We start from the raw sequence: 16734 nt of genomic DNA, 5'->3' as shown, positions 1-16734 counted from the left end.
TTCGCCCGCCGTCGCGGCGTCAACCTCTCGAAGATCCGCGGGTCGATGGCACTGAGGCTTGACTCCCCTCCGAATCGGCGCTGAGCCCCGTGTTCTCTATCGGCGGTGCTGGGTCTCGATCAATGGTGTCTTGCTCTAGCGCGTCGGACGGTCGCCTCCTAGACGCATTCCGCCCGTCTCGTTGCGGCAATCACGACGGTCCTGGCTCGAGGCAAGGGCGCCCATTGTGGGCGCGGTGGGCGTCGTATGCCGCTTCGGTATGCATGCCCTTCCAGCTCAGTGCGAGTACTGTCCTCCGCCTGCCGAGCCAAACTGCGCGACCTTCGGCGGACATCGAGAGCGGTACGTGTGGATCGGACGACGCCAGTCATCGCGGGCGCAGGGCAGCGTTGTCAATCTGACTGCTTGAGCTTGTGACGTCGTCTATGAACTGTCGGGTTCTGATCTGATGACTCCGTTGACTGGCGTGTATTCCGTCGCGATCATGGCGCGGTCGTCTCGAGTGCTGTCCCGGTTGGCAGCCCGCTCCGAGTCGCTCGCGGATGCGTTCGAGGAACGCTGTCAGGCAGTGGCGTTGCCAGTCCTCGAGAGCGGCGGGGGTGGCGGCGTATCTCGTGTAGTACCGAGCGGCCGCAACGGCGGCGAGCTCGTGGACGAGGTGGGGGTGGGCGGGCCAGCATTCCGGGATGCCGGATCGGGCCAGATTCCATAGGTGCTGTTCGTTGATCCAGATTGCGACGTCTTCCAGCCACCACCACAGCTCTTGGCGAAGCGCTCCAGAGCAGCTCGCTGGATCCCAGGGCTTCGGCAGGAGGGCGCAGGTTTCCATCTCGATGTCCGTCTCAGCCGGCGTCGTCGACTGGCGTTGGAGGGCGCTCATGGCTGCACGCAAGGTCTGCCCGGGCTCGGGGAAGGGCGCCACCATCGGCGCTGCGTTCCGGTCATGAGGCCGTTGCCTCTCCGGGGACGGTCTCGGGGTCGTCACGTCGGGCTGGTTTCCCTCGTCGACCGCGAACGCGCGTTCACCGCGGCAGCCCAAGACGTCGCGCGTCGCCACCAGAGTCCGCGGTCTCGCTCCTGCGGCCGAGTGCCTGCCAGGCGTCGCGACGGGCATCGTGCTGGGCGGAGAGCAGTTCGGCTCCTCGGCCGTTCTCGATGCAGCGGTCGAGGGTGGCGATGATGGGTTCCCGCGTCTCGGACAGCACGAGTGCTTGGCGGTCGGGGATCGCGCGCAGCTCGCCGGGCTGCAGGACAGGTACCTCGGTGGGACTCCACGAGCGTGACGTTCCGTGTCCGTGACGGGTGTGGCTGGCTCGCATCAGGGTGGTCTGGCCGATCAGGTCGGAGAGCTCGCGGTAGAAGTGGATGTCCTTCCCTCCGCCGAACACGACCAGGTTGTTGCTCAGGCCGTAGATGGTGCGGGCCTCGTCCTCGCCGTAGCAGACGACGAGCTGTCGCCATGTCTGGGCGGCGAGGAGGAACGACAGGCCCAGGGCGCGCTCGTTGGCCATCCGGGTGGCGAGAGTCGGGACGGGCGCGGTCGACGGGAGCTCGTCGAGGCAGGCGAGGAACGGTGGACAGAGGCGGCCCTGCTCGGCGGTCTCGCCCAACTGCTTGGCGGTGTCCAGGATCTGTTCGGTGACAGCAGTCATCAGCGGTGACGCGGACGCGTACGGGTCCTCACGTCCAAGGAGGTAGATGGTCCCGCCGGCGCGGATCAGGTCGGTGAGGTCAGTGGCCGGTCGGCCGGGTGAGGGTACGCACCGTCGACGGATGTCTGCTTGGAAGAACAGCGCCAGAGCCTGCTGGACGGTGGTGATGGTGTTTCCGGCCGTGCGCTCGTCCCCCTGCAAGGCGCCACGCAGGAGCCCGTCCCACAGCGGAGCCGCCCCGGGGTTGGTCCGCAGGATCTCCTCGGGCTCGGGATGGTGATGCGGGTTGGCGACCCATGTCAGCACCACCTCGAGTCCGAGCCCACCGATCGCGGCGGCGTGGAAGTAGGCCTGCAGGACCTTCGCGCACTCCCCCGCGTAGAACCGGGCCGCCTGGTCGCCACCGCCGATGGCGGCCCCCTTCACGGTGCCGGCGGCGAACGCCTTGGCTCGCCGTTCGGCGAGCATTGAGTCCTCACACCCGATGATGGGATCCCACACCAGCTCGGGGACTCCGGGAGCGAGATCGAACGGGTCCAGGACTGCCACCGGTCGACCACCTTCCTGGCGCGCGGCCAGGGTGAGGAACAAGTCGTCGGGCTTGGTCAGGGTGACCAGGGCAGCGCCCGGGGCGTCGAGAAGCGCGGGGACCAACACGTCGAGGGTCTTGCCCGACCCCTGCGGCCCGATCGCACAGGTGGTGCGGTCGTACGGCACCCAGAGGTCCTTGCGGCGAAGTCCCACTCGGCCCAGGCGCCAGCCCACGTCGTGGGGATGGAACCGGCCGCGTGACCTGTGTGTGCGTCCAGACGGCCTCCCCATCGGTCGCTCCTCCCCCGCGACCACGGAACGCGCAGATCCGGTCAGGCGCGTTGCTCGTCTACTGCCGTACAGGTCGGGTCGCACGACCGCGGCCCTACGCCGCAGGGCCGCGGCGCCCAAAGCGGCCCGTGCCTGAGCAGCGGTCGCCAGCCCCCGGTGACCGCTGAGCCCCAGGGCCGCCCGCATCCAGCACGTGACCAGAACGACACCCGCTACGAGCGACACCTCGGCGACCGCCGTCGCGATCCACAGCACCGGGTCACTCGGCAGCCGGTCGGCCGACGCCTGTGCAAGTCCCACGCCGAAGCGTCCCTGCGCGAGACCGACGAGCGCGGCGGGAGTCTGTCCCGTGGGCCAGGCGAAGGCCGCTCCGCTCAGCCAGCATGCGAGCCCCTGCACCACCAGTGGCGTCATCGCCGCGATGAGGAGGCCGACCAGGGCAGCCAAGACCGGGAGCTCCCACGTCAGCGGGACGGGGTGCTCGCGGAACCGGTCGTGTCGACTGCGCTGCATGCTCATCCGGCGGCGCGGTCGATGACCTGCCAGCGGTGGACCGGGAGGTCTCGCGCCCCCCGGATGTCAGGTACCACCGCCTCCACGTCGCTCGGCCAGTCGAGCCGTCCTTGCAGACCGTCCCACCCGTCGCTTCTCCGGGGTGCCGCCGTGAGCGGGCGCCCGCCGGGGGGTCTCGTCACTAGGCCGAGACGGCGACACCCGTCGGGCTCCAGCTCCCGGGCGACATGGCCGCTGGAGGTGACGATCGTCAGGTCGTCTGCGCGGACCTGCCGATGAGCCACGAGTCTGGCGGTGGGGACCGGCACCGTGTCCACGGTGTCGATCACTGTGAGTTCCCGGGAGGAGGGCGCGACGAGAGCGCGGTCGACGTCTACAAGAGGGAGGACCACGACCGAGCGGACCGTCATCAGGTCGGTGTACTCGTGGGGCCGGGTGGCGAAGATGCGTGCCGTGCGGCGTGGATCGGCGATCCACCAGCGGGTCAGGTACCGGGCCAACGTCGTCTTTCCCTGGCCTGGGTCGCTCAGCAGGACCACCACCCGGTCGGTCGTGGTCTGGACATGTACGGGTGAGCCGTCCATGCCGTGCCCGATGCTCACCTTCATACCGGGAGAGGCGGGGAGGCCGTTGCCAGGTCGGACAGCCGACGGTGAGTGCGGCAGCGGGGCGCCCCTCATGGGAGCAGGTCAGGGTCGGTGGCGGCGTGACCGTGGACCGAGACGTGGACGTGGTCGAGGTGGTCCAGAGTGGGGCTGCTGACCCCGGTGGGGTGGGAGTAGGTACGCCAGCCCTCGGCGTCGCGGTCCGGGGACCAGATGCGGGCGTCGAAGATGACGTACGTGACGCCGAGCTCCGAGGCGCGGGAGCGGACCCAGCGGGCGATCGCCCATCCGGCCTCGTTGCCGGTCGCGGTGTCCCACCGGTCGATCATGATGTCGACGGCGCGGCCGGTCTCGTGGTCGCTGGGGTTTGGCCGGTCTCCGAGGCCTCCGACGGTGTGGGGACCGAACACGGTGAGCACGCACCGCATGACCCGCAGCGCGTCGGGGGTGAGGCCAGCCTCGGCGGCACCGCCGGCGGTCGCGCAGTCGGTCGGCACCGGCGCCGACGTCGGGGGCACGCAGGCTGGACTCGCGGTCGTGGTGGGGGCGGCGTCCCAGGTGAAGGTCGCGCTCAGCAGCCGGTGGTCGGAGTTCAGGATCCGGGTGGACTGCGCGGTCGGGGTGGCGGTCGCGGTGGGATAGAAGAGGTAGTCGATGGTGCCGCCGCCCCGGTGGGTTGGTTCGCGGCCGAGGACGTCCATGGAGGTCTGCATCCCGATGCCGGCTAGGACCGCCCGGGGACCCCACGGGTCGTGGGCCGTCCACTGGGAGTTGAAGTCGCCGGCCACGAACACCGGCCCCCGTGTCGCCAGCCTCGTCACGACGGCTGCGAGGGTGCGCATCCCGGCCGCGTAGAGGCGCTGGCGCAGCGGGTTGGGTCCGTGGACGACGGGGTTGATCATGTGGTGCACCGAGACCATCGACACCTGGCGGCCGTCGGGATCCTGCAGGGTCGCCCAGGTGGCGGAGCGTCCCGCGTCCCACCGTTGGGGACCGTCAGGGACCAGGAGCTCTCGGCCCCCCGCGGCCAGGCTCCACCGGTCGGTGCGCCACAGCACCGCCGTGGACCGGGTCTGGCTCGCGGGAGCCGTGGGCGGGGCGCGGAACGCGGCGTATCCCGGCGGTGTGATCTCGCGGTCACCCCGAGGGCTCATCTCGTTCAGGGACACCAGGTCGGCGCCGCCGGCCACCGTCGTCTGGAGGTCGGCGCGGAAAGCGGCCGGCAAGAGGCTGGCCTTGATGTTGGCGTGCGCGATTGTCAGGGACGAGGCACTGGCGTCCGCACCCGGGGGCGGCGGTGCGGCGTACACCCGCGGGCCCGGCGCGCCGGACGGTCTGGTGAGCGGGGTGGTGAGCCGAGTGGTGAGGGAGGGTGCCGCGCCCCAGAGCCGTGCGGTGAGGGCAGTGGCCAGCGGTACCCACTGCTCGTAGGCGTCGCGGTACTCATCGGCCGGCCGTTGGACGGCGGCGGCCGCGTCCGTGACCCGCATGGTCTGCCAGCCCGGGACGGCGACCAGTTGGGTGAGGAACGAGGTGGTGGCGTGGGTGACGTCGCGGACCTGCTCGGCACTCCCCCACCCCTGGGAGGGGCGTTGCTGCAGGTATCCCAGGGAGTCGCGGTCACCGTGCGCGAGGTTCCGCAGCCGGGACTCCTGGTAGCCGGCGGCCAGGACGACCACGGCTGCGCGCGGTGTGTCCGTCGTCGCCGGGTGGCCACGAACGGCGGCGACGGCTTGCGTGGCTACCTGCACCTGTTCGGTCGTGAGGTCGACACCGGCGATCGCCTCGATCGCGGTGTCCGGGTTGGTGTCGTTGGTGGTGCACGCGGCGGCGGCGGGGGTGGGGCGGGTGCCGGCGATCATGGCCACCAGGAGCACGGGACCCAGCAGCCCGAGGATCACGATGGGTGCGAGGAGGAGCAGCGAGCGGGGCGTCATGGCGGTCGTCATGGGGCGGCCGCGATGGCCTCGTTGGTGTAGGTGAGCTGCTGCTCGAGGGGGGTGAGGAGGGTCTGGACCTTGTAGCGCTGATCCCCCACCATCCACAGGGCGCGGCCCTTCTCCTGCATGGCCCATCCGGTGACGATTTGTTGCTGCATCGGGGTGAGTCCGAGGAGTCCGCCGAGCTCGTCGGCCACCTTGGCGTCTTGGCCCATCAGGATCCGGATGTCGGCCAGGTTCAGCAGGTCCTTGGCGATCTGCACGGCCTGGCTGCCCTCGTCGCCGGCCGAGAGGGGATCCGAGGGCTTGTGGTAGGTGACGAGCTGGATGTCGCCGTCGGTGCGGGAGAGCCGCAGGTTGGCGTCGAGGGTCTTGACGGCCTCGGTCCCGAGCCGGGTCTGCATCCAGGCCTCGTCGCGCAGCACGATGCGCCGATCCCCGGGTGCGGCCAGCTCACGCGCCCCCTGGCCCCACGAGCTCAGGCACATCAAGGCGATGGCGAGGGCCGCCTCGTTGCCCTGCTCGCGCAGCGCACGCAGGGACAACGACTGGATCGGTGCCCGCCAGTTCGGCCGGTAGGTCGACTCGGTGTCGAACATGCCCTTCAATGACCCCTCGCACAGGGCGCCGAGGGCGTCGCGCAGCGGACGGGTGGAGTCGTAGAAGTGGTGACGTGAGTCGTAGCGGCATCCGCGGACGAGGTCGTCGGTGGGTTCGTCCAGGGCCGCCCAGACCAACGGGACGGTGACGTCGCGCAGGCGGGTCTGCGCGCGGGTCCAGCCGGTGAGGTCCTGGAGGACCTGGTGGATCACGCGTTCCTCGGTCGGGGTGAAGGGGACGCCTTGGGAGCCGACGAGGCCCCGGACAAGGGTGAGCCACCGGGAGGTGACTACCTGGATGCGCCGGTGGAGCTCGGCACGGTCCTGGGCCTCCCAGTCGACGGCGAGGGGTCCGACGTCGAGGGGGTTGATGCGCCCGGGGAGTCCCGGCCCGATCCGGTAGGGGGTCACGTCGAGGGCCAGGCAGATGTCCTCGTACTCGTCCTTGACGTCGCCGAGGACCAGGGACCGGTGGCCGAAGCGGATCATCCGCAGCAGGAACGCCTTCACCAGGGCCGACTTGCCGCGACCTGGTTTGCCGAAGATGAAGACGTTCGGGTTGGTGACCGGGATGGCGTCGTCGAGGACCCACCCCATGGGGTCGCAGTAGAAGCCGCCACCCGACAGCACGTTGTAGCCCATCGGGGCACCGGTGGGTGGGAGCCCGTCGCCGGCGATGAGCGGCCACAGGACCGGTGTCTGCTCCGAGGTCATCAGGTACCGCGGCAGCGGGGGCAACGTCGGGGCCCAGCCATGTCCGGTGCGGTGCCGTCCGCGGGGCGAGACCCGATAGGGGAAGAGTCGGTCCGCCGGCGGGTGTGGGGCTGGCGGCGGTGTGCGCGGCATCCGGGTGCCGAAGTCGCCCAGCAGCTCGTCGAGGGACCGGGCGGACGTCGCCGGCCGTCGGGTGGTGGTGCGGATGCGGCGAGCAGTCGTCATCGGCGTCGCCCGCTACCGGGTGCGGCGTTGCGGTAGGCCGACGCCCAGCGGAATGGTGGCGGCGGCGAACGCGGCGTCGTGGGATCCGTCCAACGGCAACGGAGTGAATCCGCAGAGCCGCACCGACGCGTCGAGTCGTCGTCCGTAGTCGGCGGTGTCCCAGCCGGCGGGGATGGTGATGGCGAGCGCGGAGCTGACCCGGACCAAGGAGCGGCCCCGCTCGAGCTTCTCGTCGGTCTCGCGCAGCTGCTGGGTGGCGCGACGATCGTGCGCGCGTTCGACCTTGCCGACCTTGCGTCGCATCTCGGCACCCATGGCCGCCGACATCTCGGCGCGACCGGTGCTCCTGTCCGCGGCGCGTGGGGAGATCGGGGTGTAGAAGACGGTCAGGGAACGCCGCTCCCCCACCCGGGTCGGCACCAGGGCCCGGGCCAGGGCGCCCATCCGGACCCCCCGGCGGGGCAGCAGGATGGTGGTGGACACCGACCGCCAGTCCCCGTGGGCGTAGGCGCGCATCGTGGTGTCGGCGGTGGCCGGGCCGGCGGCCGCGACCGGGACCCCCGCTGCGACGGTGTGGTCGCGCATCGACTGGAGTTCGGCGTCGGCCAGGGCCGGCGCGTCACCGGGTTCGAACCCCGTCCGGATGGCGACCGCGAGGTCCGCGCTGTTCATCCAGGTGACGCCGGTGCAGCCGATGGCCCCCAGCAGACGGGCCTCGACCTCGGCCAGCGTGGTGTACAGGATTCGTGCCCGTCCCGGGACTCCTCGTCCCGCCCGGCGGGCAGACCTGCCGACGGCGTCCTCGTGGACGACGACGGTCACGAACGCCTCGGTGCGGACGGCGGCGCCCTGCATCGCCGCGTCCACCTGGGCGTGGATGCGGTGCGAGAGCTCCGGTTCGTCGTCGCGGCGGTGGTCACGGGTCCACTGGGCACGTGCGGTGCCGTCGTCGGGGACGGTGCGGACCTGCAGGGCGAGGAGATGCAGCTCGGTGCCGCCCGAGGCCGCCTCGAACAGCTCGGCCAGCCCGGCGCCCATCCGGTCGCGCTCCTCCTCATCCGCCATCCCGATCCCCGGATGGACGATCCGGGCGGTCGCCGCCCACGTGCGTCCCGCCAGGTTCTGGACGATCGCGGGCCTGCCGGGCCGTCCCGCCCACGGCGGGCCGTCGTGGATGACCACCCCCGCCAGCACCCCGGGGAGGTCGGCCTCCCCCGGGTCGTCGATCCGCCCGGCCGCGGCCTTCGACTGCCAGCTCGTCCATCCCGCCGCGTGGCCGATCAGGTGTCGAAGCAGGACGCCGATCCACTGCGCCGCCGACCAGCCGCGGACCGGGACACAGACGAGGACTGCCGCGAGCACCCAGGCGGGGACCAGGACCACCAGGGCCAGCCACCGGCCCACCGCCATCGCCAGCCACACCGGGAAGGCGGCGGTCAGCACCAGCAGAAGCTGCGGACCGGTCAGGCCGAGGAACCAGCCCTGCCGGTCCCGCGCAGCCGAGGTGCCGTACACCGTCATGGCAGCACCACCACTCCCTCGCCCGCCCCCTCGCCCGCCCCCTCGGCCGCCGTGTTGGCCGCCGCGTCGAGACCCCCGGACCCCGGCCCGGGCCCCGTCCGGCCCAGCGGGGTGGGGAGGTGCGCGACCCCCGGTCGTGCCGCCTCCCCGCGAGCCGTCCCGCCCGCGTTACCGTCCGGTCGATCGCCGGGTTCATCGAGCGCGGCACCCGTGCCACCCCCGTCAGCACGCGCGTCGAGTCCCCCGACGTCCATGCCTCCCCCCAAGTTGCTGCCTGCACCGGCGCTGCTGTCGGCACCCGGATCGGGATTGGGGTCGGGATCGGGGTGAGCCTGCATCCGTGTCCGGAGGGGGCTCCCACCCGCGCGCTGCCTCGGCGCGGTGGTGTCGTAGTAGCCCTGGGCACCGAATCCGCCCTGGCCCATCACGTCAACGCCGACGGACGCGCCGTGCTGGGCGACAGCGCCCATCGCCCGCATGCCGCCAGCCACGACTCCGCCGAGGGGGACGAACGCGGCGACGGCCCCCGACTGGAACCGGTTCGCGGTCTCCGCGTCCGCGGAGTCCTCACTCGCCGCACGCCCATCCCCCGCCGTCTGGGTGGCCGCCCCGGACCCAGCCCCACCCGGCGTCCGCCCGCCGAGCAGACCCCCGAGGCCACCGTTGGCGGTCATGGCCGAACGGAACGACGCCCCGGAACCGGTGCCGGGATCGACGAACGCCAGCAGCCGGAACAACACCATCGGGCAGAAGCAGGCGATGACCATGAGCACGCAGCCCACCACCGCCATCCCCACCTGGCTCGACTGCGCCACCGCCTGCGCCGGGTCCTGGATCCGGGCCACCGTCTCAGCCCGCTCCGCCGCCCCGCCGGCGCCGACTGCGAACCCGCCACCGTCGCCACCCGCTGAACCGGTCTGGTCGGGGAACGCGGCGCGGGTGATCTGGACCCCGAGACCCAGGACCAGCGCCAGCAGGGGCGCGGTCAGGCAAGCGGCCAGGAACCAGCGGATCGACTTCCACATCCAGGCCCGGGTGCCGTCTCCGAGAGTGCCCGCGGCGGCGACGGGCATCGTGGCCGCCAAGACGAGCAGCGCGGCCTCCCGCACCAGCATGATCACGATGAACCCGAACCCTGCGGGCAGCAGCAGGAACAGCGCACACATGCCGAGCGCGGTCGCCGCGACCGTCCCTCCGACCTGGTCGGGCCACCCGGCACCCGCCGGGTAGCCCGTGAAGTCCTCGATCCCGAGGAGGACGTCGAGGAGCCCGGTGGTGAGTTTGGCGCACGCCAAGACGATCCCCGTGAACACCGCCACCCAGCACGCCAGGACGGCGCCGTACTGGACCAACCCGACCGCCAGCGTCCCCAAGGTGGTGCCGTCGCGCCGGATCGCGGCCAGTCCGACCTGCCCCAGCCCGATGACCAGCGCCACGACCAGCGAGATCCACACGGTGATGCCGTACAGCGGGGCGAGACCCGGGTCTCTCAGGTCGGGTGTGAGGAACCGGTCCAGGATGGTGAACACCGTCTCGAGCAGCCACATGCCGGCCGACCACAGCGAGATCATGGTGGCGGTCCACGCATCCGCCAGCCCCTCCTGCGCCCGGTCGCCCAACCAGTCCAGCGGGTTCCAGTCGACCATCGGGACCAAACGGAGTGTGTCGGTCAGTCGGTCCATGCGGGCGCCTCCAGCCACAGGTACCCGGCGTCCAGCGATGCCGGGGTGCCGGGCCACAGGGACGGAGCCGGTGCGGGCTCCGGACCGGGTCCGATCACCCACCTGTCGCCGTGCCAGATCATCCGCTGGCAGTCCGCCATCGCGACCCGATGAACCCGCGGGGAGCCGGAGCCGATGGTGGCGGTGACGACGAAGTCGACGCACGGCACCACGAAGTCGTCACCGACCGTGCCCTTGATGAACCCCATCGCCGGGTCCAACCGGAGCTGCATCTCGGGGGCACCGGTGGCCGGCAACCCCGCCGCGCTCAACAACATGGCCACCGCCACGACCCCGGACCAGTTCTCGGCCGTGGGTCCCCCCGGCGCCGCCCACGCCGCGATGACGTCCTGGGCTCGGCCGACCACCGCGGGCTCCAGGGCGGCCCGGTCGATCGCGACCAGCTGCGCCAGCGCACCCTCCGGCGTGTGGGGGAACCCGGACGGCACCCCGGCAGCCCCGACCAGACGAGAGGCCGGCAGCGCGAGCGTGGTGGCGGACTCGGTGCTCAACGACCCGGGTTGGGCATCCACCAGTGAGGCCGGTGGTAGCGGTGCGGCGGCCATCGCGTCCTCATCCGACCCGGTGAGCGATATCCGCTCGGAGGACGGCGACTGTTGGGGTCGTGTGGCGTCGACATCCCACAGCACGACCACCGAGGTCACCACCCCGTAGGCCAGAGCCAACACCACCAAGGCGGTCGCCGCGAGCAACACCTGCAGCCTGCGGCGCGTCCATTCCTGCGGTGACGACGGCAGCCGCCACCGTCGCCGTCGTGCCCCTCGAACCTTCTCGGCAGACATCAGCAGCCCTGCCCGGTGATGGCGACCAGGACCCCGTAGATGACGACATAGGCCACCGCCGCCAACACCGCCCACACCAGCCCCGAGGCGCCCATCTGGGCGGCCCGGCCCATGGAGCCGATCTTGCCGACGACCATCGCGCCGATGGAGATCAGCGCCCCGGCAAGGATGAGGCCCAGGACGCCGTACTTCACCCACCCCAAGATCAGGTCGGTGTAGGTGTCCACCCCCGGAGGGGCCTTGGCACAGACGTCGTTGATCACGCCGTTGCCCTGCACGAGGATGGTTCGCGGTGTCATGGAGTGCTCCTAAGGCGAGGCCAGGACCCTGCGGCCGGGCGCGGACGTGTCAGGTGGGAAGTCAGTGCCAGCAGCCGCGCAGCGGCGGACAGCAGCGTGTGTGGCAACGGGCCGGGACCGAGCTCGGCAAGGCCCCGTAGGCGTGGGACGAAGACCACCGCGTCGCGTTCGTGTAGTCGTCGGATTCGCGGACCCGCCACAGCCAGCTCGCGGGCCCCGCTCCGGCGGGAGCCGATGAGGACCAGCAGACATCCGTCTGGATCAGCGGCCGCCACCACGGTCTCGGTCTGGCTCAGTCCGGATGCGGTGGCCCGCGACACCACCACGTCAATCATCGGGGTCATTGAGGCTTGCCAGCATCTGGGGCAAGCGTCGAGCTCGCGTCGCGTCCATCCGACGTCGACGACGGTGAGGTCGACCGGGGCGTGGTCGAGAGGCATCGGCACGTCGGTCGGGGTAAGCGCCGAAGAAAGCACCCGGTCCACGACAACGCCGCCACCGCGGCGGCCGCGGTGCCAGCCTCCTGCGCTACCGAGCTCGACCCCGGTGGTACCGGCCAGACCCGACCACACGGGGGCCGCCGCGTCGAGAACCCGCACCGTCTGGTCCTCGCACGCAGCCGCGTCCGCCACAGCGAGGGCGATCGTGCTCGCGCCCGCACCGGCATGTCCTGCGATCACCCGGATCCAGAGGCCCTCAGGGACCCACGCGGCGCCACGCGCCGGAGCGTCCGATCGGTCGGGGGATCCGCCGACACGCTCCGACCGGGCCATCGCAGCGGACCTCAGCTCGCGGAGGGTCAGGCCGTGCACCGCGGGCACGGCGGGCCGCGCCGACGCGGAAACGTGATCAAGGGGCATGTCGCCGAAAGGCGACCCGGATCGGCTGAGAACGGACATCGGGTGTTCAGGACACGTCGGCGAGATAGTCGCCGGCGACCGCCTGCAGGCGTCTCACCACGGCGTCGCGTCGCCGCCGGATCGTCCGCAACGCCAGCCCGTGCCGTTGCCCCACTGCCAGGTACGCCGCCTCACGCCCGTCGATGACATGGGCCGTCGCCATTAGTTCCGACACGAGCTCCACCTCGTCCTGGCCCAGCACGCCCCTCGCCCGCGCCCAGTCCAACAAGTCAGTGAGATCAGTAGCCGCCTCCACAGCCGGGTCCGGGTCCGCGCAACCCACCTGCCTGCCGTTGAGCCGGTGCCAACGCCATTCGTCGCTCCGTTGCGTCACCAGCTGCGCGTGGATGTGCGACCGGTCCGTGTCCAGCGACTGCAGGGACACCACATCCCGGTTGGCCATGTATCCGTCCCCGACCCCCAGGGCCCGGGCCTTCGTTCTCCGCAGCAAGAAGCGGGGCGCGCACGGACCCAGGTTTGGAGCTGAGCGCTTGACCTCCTCCCACAGTGCGGCCAACACGTCATCCAGTTCGCACCGGTCGCGCACGTCGACGGCGATCCGGACCAGGCCGTCCTGAAGTAGGAACGCGACAGCCAACGCTGCGTCGTCGTCGTCGCCACCCCGACTACTGCCGATAGCAGCGAGCGCAGCGACCGCCAGGTACGACGCCTCAGCACGGTCCCGGCGCCACACCTCGAGGGCCTCCGCCAGGCTCGGATGCCCAGCCAAGCGAGGATCGGCGTGCCTCCATGCCTGCCACTTCCCCGACGCGTCCAGCTGATCAGACAAGTGCTCAAGGATCGGGCGGCGGGTTGGCAGAACGTTCATGCGAAGCCTCCAGGATGTGCGCGGACTCAGTCCGCCCACTCCACGAGCGCCGCCTCACCACGAGGCTCACCACCGTCGCCATTACCTCGTCGATGGCCTGCCCGGCACGCGTTGCGACCTCACCACCGGACTCACCACAGCGATACCTCTTCCCCCTCACTGGAGCGGGGTGGGATACCAAAAGCGCGGCGAGATGCGACACCGCCGCGTCTTCACCACCAAGTTGGGCTGCGTCATCGGCCGCCGGCTGCACTTACCGGATCTGCCGAGATGAGGACGGCCGGGAGGAGCGCGCAGTTCGCGTCCGTCTGCTCATTCCGAACGTCAGTTGTCCGAAACCGCCGCAGTCTCAAGGTCTTTGGACAAGACTTTGCCTCATTCGCCGCGGCCGATCCGCGGTCTAACTAGAAGGATTGCTACGTGCCCGGTCTGCCCGCCATTCGGCGCCGCCGAGTCGTTATTCAGCCCGATCGTTGGCTCCGGTTGGGAAGGACGCCGTTGCTCGCCTCCCTGTTGCTAGTGGGGCTCACTGCCTGTGGCGGAGAGTCGAAAGCGGTTCAGAATTCAGACACTAGCCGGGCAGAACAGGCCGCCACGGCTGAAGCGAAGCAGAAGCCGCGGCAGCTTGACCCAGTCGACGCGGCTGAAGCAGATGACGAACGAGACTGGGCTGTAGGCCAGATCGAGCTGCATCCCCGGGTCGACGGCTTGAAGGGTGAGGGAGCCGCTCAGGCGGCGGCCGATGTCGTCCAAGGCGTACTGCAGCAGTACTCAGCGAGCAACGCTGCCGTCGCGTTTGGCGTCTACGCCGAGCCCTCCCGAAGCCGTGCGTGGCTACTCGAAGCGACACGCGTCATGACCCCTGATGCGGCAAGTGGTTGGCGAGAAGCCGCATCGAAAGCTACGAAGGCTGACGAGAAGGTAGAGGCCGGCTCTCAGTTGTCCGAGGTCCTCTGGAGTCTTACCACCTACAAAGCGTTCGACAGCGTGGACGACCTACCGACTGGAAGCACGCGAGCATTTGAGAACCGACGCCTGAATGCCCTGAACGTCGATCTGGCGGCTGATGGTCGACTCCATGTGACCGCAACGGTTACAGCTCGGTTGAATGAGTCCAAGAAGTCCTGGAAGTTTCGCCACAGCATGGAGTTTTGGATGGTGGGTTCTGGGACTGACTGGAAGCTCGATGGCTGGAATGGCACGTACGACGCCACGAAGAGGCTCTAGCTGTCTGACCGAACGGGGCGCACTCGAGTGACGTCTTCCGGATCTGCCCCGATCCTGCTGACTTGCCGTGCGACCCGTATGGACCGCCATTGCGCAACAAGACGCCTGCATCGACTCGCCGAGTCGGCCGGCGTGAGGCTCCCACGAATGCATCCCCACATGCTGCGGCACACCTTCGTCACCACGATGCTGGACGCAGGCGTGGACCTACGCGACGTTCAGATCGCTGCGCGTCATGCGGACCCACGCACCACCATGCGCTACGACCGAGCTCGCAAGAACCTGGACAGACACCCCAACTACATCCTCGCCCCCTACATGGCATCCGGCACTTAGCTGACGGCCCAACGTCCTTTCGGCGGCAGATGCGGACGACGCTGGCGAGCGAGCGTGGACGGCTTGTGCCGCTCATAGACAGGGAGGCGGGGCGGGAGCACAATCGACGAACAGCCCTAGGGAAGGGGCACCGCATGTGGACCTGGATCATCATCGGCGGCACCATCATTGCGATCATCTTGCTGCTAGCGCTCTCCGGACGTACGGATAAGACCCACAATTGGCCAACAGGCGGGACGGGCGGCCTCGGGGGGTAAGGCCCGTCGAACCTCTCCCCGCCATGGGGGCGCCGCCGCGGTGTGCTGAATGTCCGTCGTGTAGCAGCGCGCTCATCGGCAAGAGTGCGGATCGCGGCAGATCCGGATGCTCCGTCCGGGCTGAGAGTCGCGCCCGGAACGATGTAGAGCACGGCCGCTCTTCGCTTGCAATCGGTACGCAGGTCCGGGTTTACGCTCGACACATGACCAAACCAGTGACCATCTCAGAGTGGGGTGGCGACGTGCCGCCGCCGTGGGTGCCTGTCGATGCGTGCACGCTGCCGACGGTCGAGCAGCCGGTGCGCGTCGCGGAGTTCGATGCCCTATTCGCTCAGACGTTGGCCCACATCCAGCAGGACAGCGCAGTGGGCGCCCGGTTCGTGCTGACCGGGGGCGCGGACCTGGTTGAGCGCGCGCAGCGGCTGGCCGACCGTGAGACTGGGTGCTGCTCGTTCTTCGCTTTCACCATCACCCCGACCGGCGCAGACTCGGTTGTCATGGATGTCGTTGTTCCGGACGAGCGTGCCGAGGTACTGACCGCGCTGGTGCAGCGAGCGCAAGAAGCACGGACGGGCGCTGCCGAGGCACGGACGGCATGACGGTCACCCATTCCCCCTCCGCTGAGCCCGAGGCGCCTCAGGGGCTCCGGGCTGGGCAGGTTGCCGAGGCGGCAGGCGTGAACCGCGAGACGCTGCGCTACTACGAACGCCGAGGCCTCCTCGCCGAACCCAGCCGCAGCCCGGGCGGGCACCGGCTCTACCCGACCGAGGCCGTCACCGTCCTGCGCGTCATCAAGGCCGCCCAGCGGCTCGGGTTCACCCTCGACGAGGTCGCCGACCTGCTGGAGATGGGCCGCCACCGCCACGGCAGCCGCCCCGACGCGGGCCTTCAAGCACAGGCGAAGGTGAAACTGGCCGAGATCGAGGACCGCATCGCCGACCTCCACACCATCCGCGACAACCTTCAAACAGCACTCGATGCGGGCTGCGACGACCTCACTGTCTGCGCCAACACCGAGTGCTGCCCCCTGCCGTTCGTCCAGATCACCACCCGCCCCACACAGACAGGAACCCTCTAGTGGCCCTGCGTGACCGTCACCTCGTCGGCGCCGGTGCCGCAGCCTGCGCCGTGTGCTGCGCCGCACCCGTCCTCGGCATCCTCGGCCTCGCCGGAGCAGGCGCCGCAGCCACCGTTGCCACGTTCGCCTTTGCCGGAATCGTGTTCGCCCTCGTTATCGGAGTCGCCGCCCTCGCCGGGGTCCTGCTGCGCCGTCGCTCCCAGAATGCGGCCCTCGCCTCAGGTGCAGCGTGCAGCACGACCCCGACCGGACCCGTGGCCATCGACCTCACCACGGGTCCCGACCGGGCCTGACCAACAGCGCTGACACACTTCCTGCATGCTCATCGCCAAGTCCCTGCTGCTCTTCGCCCTCGCCGCCGTCGCAGAGATCGGTGGCGCCTGGCTGGTCTGGCAAGGAGTGCGCGAACACAAGGGCTGGATCTGGATCGGGGCAGGCGTCATTGCCCTTGGCCTCTACGGCTTCGTGGCGACCCTGCAGCCCGACGCCAACTTCGGTCGCATCCTCGCCGCCTACGGCGGAGTCTTCGTCGCCGGGTCGCTGGCCTGGGGCATGGTCGCTGACGGATTCCGGCCCGACCGCTACGACATCGCCGGAGCACTCATCTGCCTCGTCGGGGTCGCCGTCATCATGTACGCCCCACGGGCCTCTGTCTGACTGCGAGCCAACCAGACAAGCCGACAGCGGGCCATCC

15 protein-coding genes are annotated in these 16734 nt (G+C 70.2%); 6 read left to right on the top strand and 9 right to left on the bottom strand.

Annotation, left to right across the window (positions count from 1 at the left end):
• Positions 1–1022 precede the first annotated feature (1022 nt).
• The 9 genes from DAE25_RS15915 to DAE25_RS15870 form a co-directional block, all read right to left on the bottom strand.
• The gene (locus DAE25_RS15915) at positions 1023–2987 is read right to left on the bottom strand and encodes a type IV secretory system conjugative DNA transfer family protein (protein WP_234411092.1); all 1965 of its coding nucleotides are present in this window, start codon (positions 2985–2987) and stop codon (positions 1023–1025) included.
• A gap of 2 nt (positions 2988–2989) precedes the next feature.
• Positions 2990–3595: an ATP-binding protein gene (locus DAE25_RS15910; protein ID WP_107767133.1), complete on the bottom strand. Its 606-nt coding sequence runs from the start codon at positions 3593–3595 to the stop codon at positions 2990–2992.
• Between the two features lie 68 nt (positions 3596–3663).
• Positions 3664–5541 carry an endonuclease/exonuclease/phosphatase family protein gene (locus tag DAE25_RS15905; protein ID WP_107767132.1) on the bottom strand — a complete coding sequence of 626 codons (1878 nt, stop codon included), beginning with the start codon at positions 5539–5541 and terminating at the stop codon, positions 3664–3666.
• Positions 5538–7070, bottom strand: a complete 1533-nt coding sequence (locus DAE25_RS15900; protein ID WP_107767131.1) for an ATP-binding protein — start codon at positions 7068–7070, stop codon at positions 5538–5540. Before DAE25_RS15900 ends, DAE25_RS15905 begins: the two co-directional genes overlap by 4 nt.
• Positions 7071–7082: 12 nt before the next feature.
• Entirely contained in the window at positions 7083–8591 is a 1509-nt protein-coding gene (locus DAE25_RS15895) for an SCO6880 family protein (RefSeq protein WP_107767130.1), read from the bottom strand.
• The gene (locus DAE25_RS15890) at positions 8588–10273 is read right to left on the bottom strand and encodes a hypothetical protein (protein WP_107767129.1); all 1686 of its coding nucleotides are present in this window, start codon (positions 10271–10273) and stop codon (positions 8588–8590) included. Before DAE25_RS15890 ends, DAE25_RS15895 begins: the two co-directional genes overlap by 4 nt.
• Positions 10261–10824 (bottom strand): hypothetical protein, encoded by a 564-nt coding sequence (locus tag DAE25_RS15885; protein ID WP_234411091.1) that lies wholly within the window; start codon positions 10822–10824, stop codon positions 10261–10263. Before DAE25_RS15885 ends, DAE25_RS15890 begins: the two co-directional genes overlap by 13 nt.
• A 290-nt stretch (positions 10825–11114) precedes the next feature.
• Positions 11115–11414: a hypothetical protein gene (locus tag DAE25_RS15880; protein WP_234411090.1), complete on the bottom strand. Its 300-nt coding sequence runs from the start codon at positions 11412–11414 to the stop codon at positions 11115–11117.
• Positions 11415–12320: 906 nt separating this feature from the next.
• The gene (locus DAE25_RS15870) at positions 12321–13142 is read right to left on the bottom strand and encodes a hypothetical protein (RefSeq protein WP_107767127.1); all 822 of its coding nucleotides are present in this window, start codon (positions 13140–13142) and stop codon (positions 12321–12323) included.
• A gap of 420 nt (positions 13143–13562) precedes the next feature.
• On the opposite strand from DAE25_RS15870, the gene DAE25_RS23225 reads away from it, so the two are divergent.
• The 6 genes from DAE25_RS23225 to DAE25_RS15840 all read left to right on the top strand — a co-directional run bounded on the left by DAE25_RS23225 (position 13563) and on the right by DAE25_RS15840 (position 16697).
• Positions 13563–14369 carry a hypothetical protein gene (locus tag DAE25_RS23225; RefSeq protein WP_159083768.1) on the top strand — a complete coding sequence of 269 codons (807 nt, stop codon included), beginning with the start codon at positions 13563–13565 and terminating at the stop codon, positions 14367–14369.
• A 27-nt stretch (positions 14370–14396) separates the two neighbouring features.
• Positions 14397–14705: a tyrosine-type recombinase/integrase gene (locus tag DAE25_RS15860; protein WP_267895268.1), complete on the top strand. Its 309-nt coding sequence runs from the start codon at positions 14397–14399 to the stop codon at positions 14703–14705.
• A gap of 460 nt (positions 14706–15165) precedes the next feature.
• A complete protein-coding gene (locus DAE25_RS15855) occupies positions 15166–15561 on the top strand; it encodes a hypothetical protein (protein WP_199907633.1) in 396 nt (131 codons plus the stop codon).
• Positions 15558–16040 carry a MerR family transcriptional regulator gene (locus DAE25_RS15850; RefSeq protein WP_107767125.1) on the top strand — a complete coding sequence of 161 codons (483 nt, stop codon included), beginning with the start codon at positions 15558–15560 and terminating at the stop codon, positions 16038–16040. The genes DAE25_RS15855 and DAE25_RS15850 overlap by 4 nt, the downstream gene beginning before the upstream one ends.
• Entirely contained in the window at positions 16040–16333 is a 294-nt protein-coding gene (locus DAE25_RS15845) for a hypothetical protein (RefSeq protein WP_107767124.1), read from the top strand. Before DAE25_RS15850 ends, DAE25_RS15845 begins: the two co-directional genes overlap by 1 nt.
• Before the next feature lie 25 nt (positions 16334–16358).
• Entirely contained in the window at positions 16359–16697 is a 339-nt protein-coding gene (locus tag DAE25_RS15840; protein WP_107767123.1) for a YnfA family protein, read from the top strand.
• Positions 16698–16734 lie beyond the last annotated feature (37 nt).

It is taken from the genome of Nocardioides terrigena (assembly GCF_003047265.1).
Taxonomy (GTDB): domain Bacteria; phylum Actinomycetota; class Actinomycetes; order Propionibacteriales; family Nocardioidaceae; genus Nocardioides; species Nocardioides terrigena.
Note: the sequence above shows the minus strand (reverse complement) of the source record. Positions and strands in the feature narration are given on the sequence as shown.

Coding starts and splice junctions, on each gene's coding strand:
- DAE25_RS15915 (WP_234411092.1), bottom strand. CDS start 2,987: ATGCAGCGCAGTCGACACGACCGGTTCCGCGAGCACCCCGTCCCGCTG.
- DAE25_RS15910 (WP_107767133.1), bottom strand. CDS start 3,595: ATGAAGGTGAGCATCGGGCACGGCATGGACGGCTCACCCGTACATGTC.
- DAE25_RS15905 (WP_107767132.1), bottom strand. CDS start 5,541: ATGACGACCGCCATGACGCCCCGCTCGCTGCTCCTCCTCGCACCCATC.
- DAE25_RS15900 (WP_107767131.1), bottom strand. CDS start 7,070: ATGACGACTGCTCGCCGCATCCGCACCACCACCCGACGGCCGGCGACG.
- DAE25_RS15895 (WP_107767130.1), bottom strand. CDS start 8,591: ATGACGGTGTACGGCACCTCGGCTGCGCGGGACCGGCAGGGCTGGTTC.
- DAE25_RS15890 (WP_107767129.1), bottom strand. CDS start 10,273: ATGGACCGACTGACCGACACACTCCGTTTGGTCCCGATGGTCGACTGG.
- DAE25_RS15880 (WP_234411090.1), bottom strand. CDS start 11,414: ATGACACCGCGAACCATCCTCGTGCAGGGCAACGGCGTGATCAACGAC.
- DAE25_RS15870 (WP_107767127.1), bottom strand. CDS start 13,142: ATGAACGTTCTGCCAACCCGCCGCCCGATCCTTGAGCACTTGTCTGAT.
- DAE25_RS15855 (WP_199907633.1), top strand. CDS start 15,166: ATGACCAAACCAGTGACCATCTCAGAGTGGGGTGGCGACGTGCCGCCG.
- DAE25_RS15850 (WP_107767125.1), top strand. CDS start 15,558: ATGACGGTCACCCATTCCCCCTCCGCTGAGCCCGAGGCGCCTCAGGGG.
- DAE25_RS15840 (WP_107767123.1), top strand. CDS start 16,359: ATGCTCATCGCCAAGTCCCTGCTGCTCTTCGCCCTCGCCGCCGTCGCA.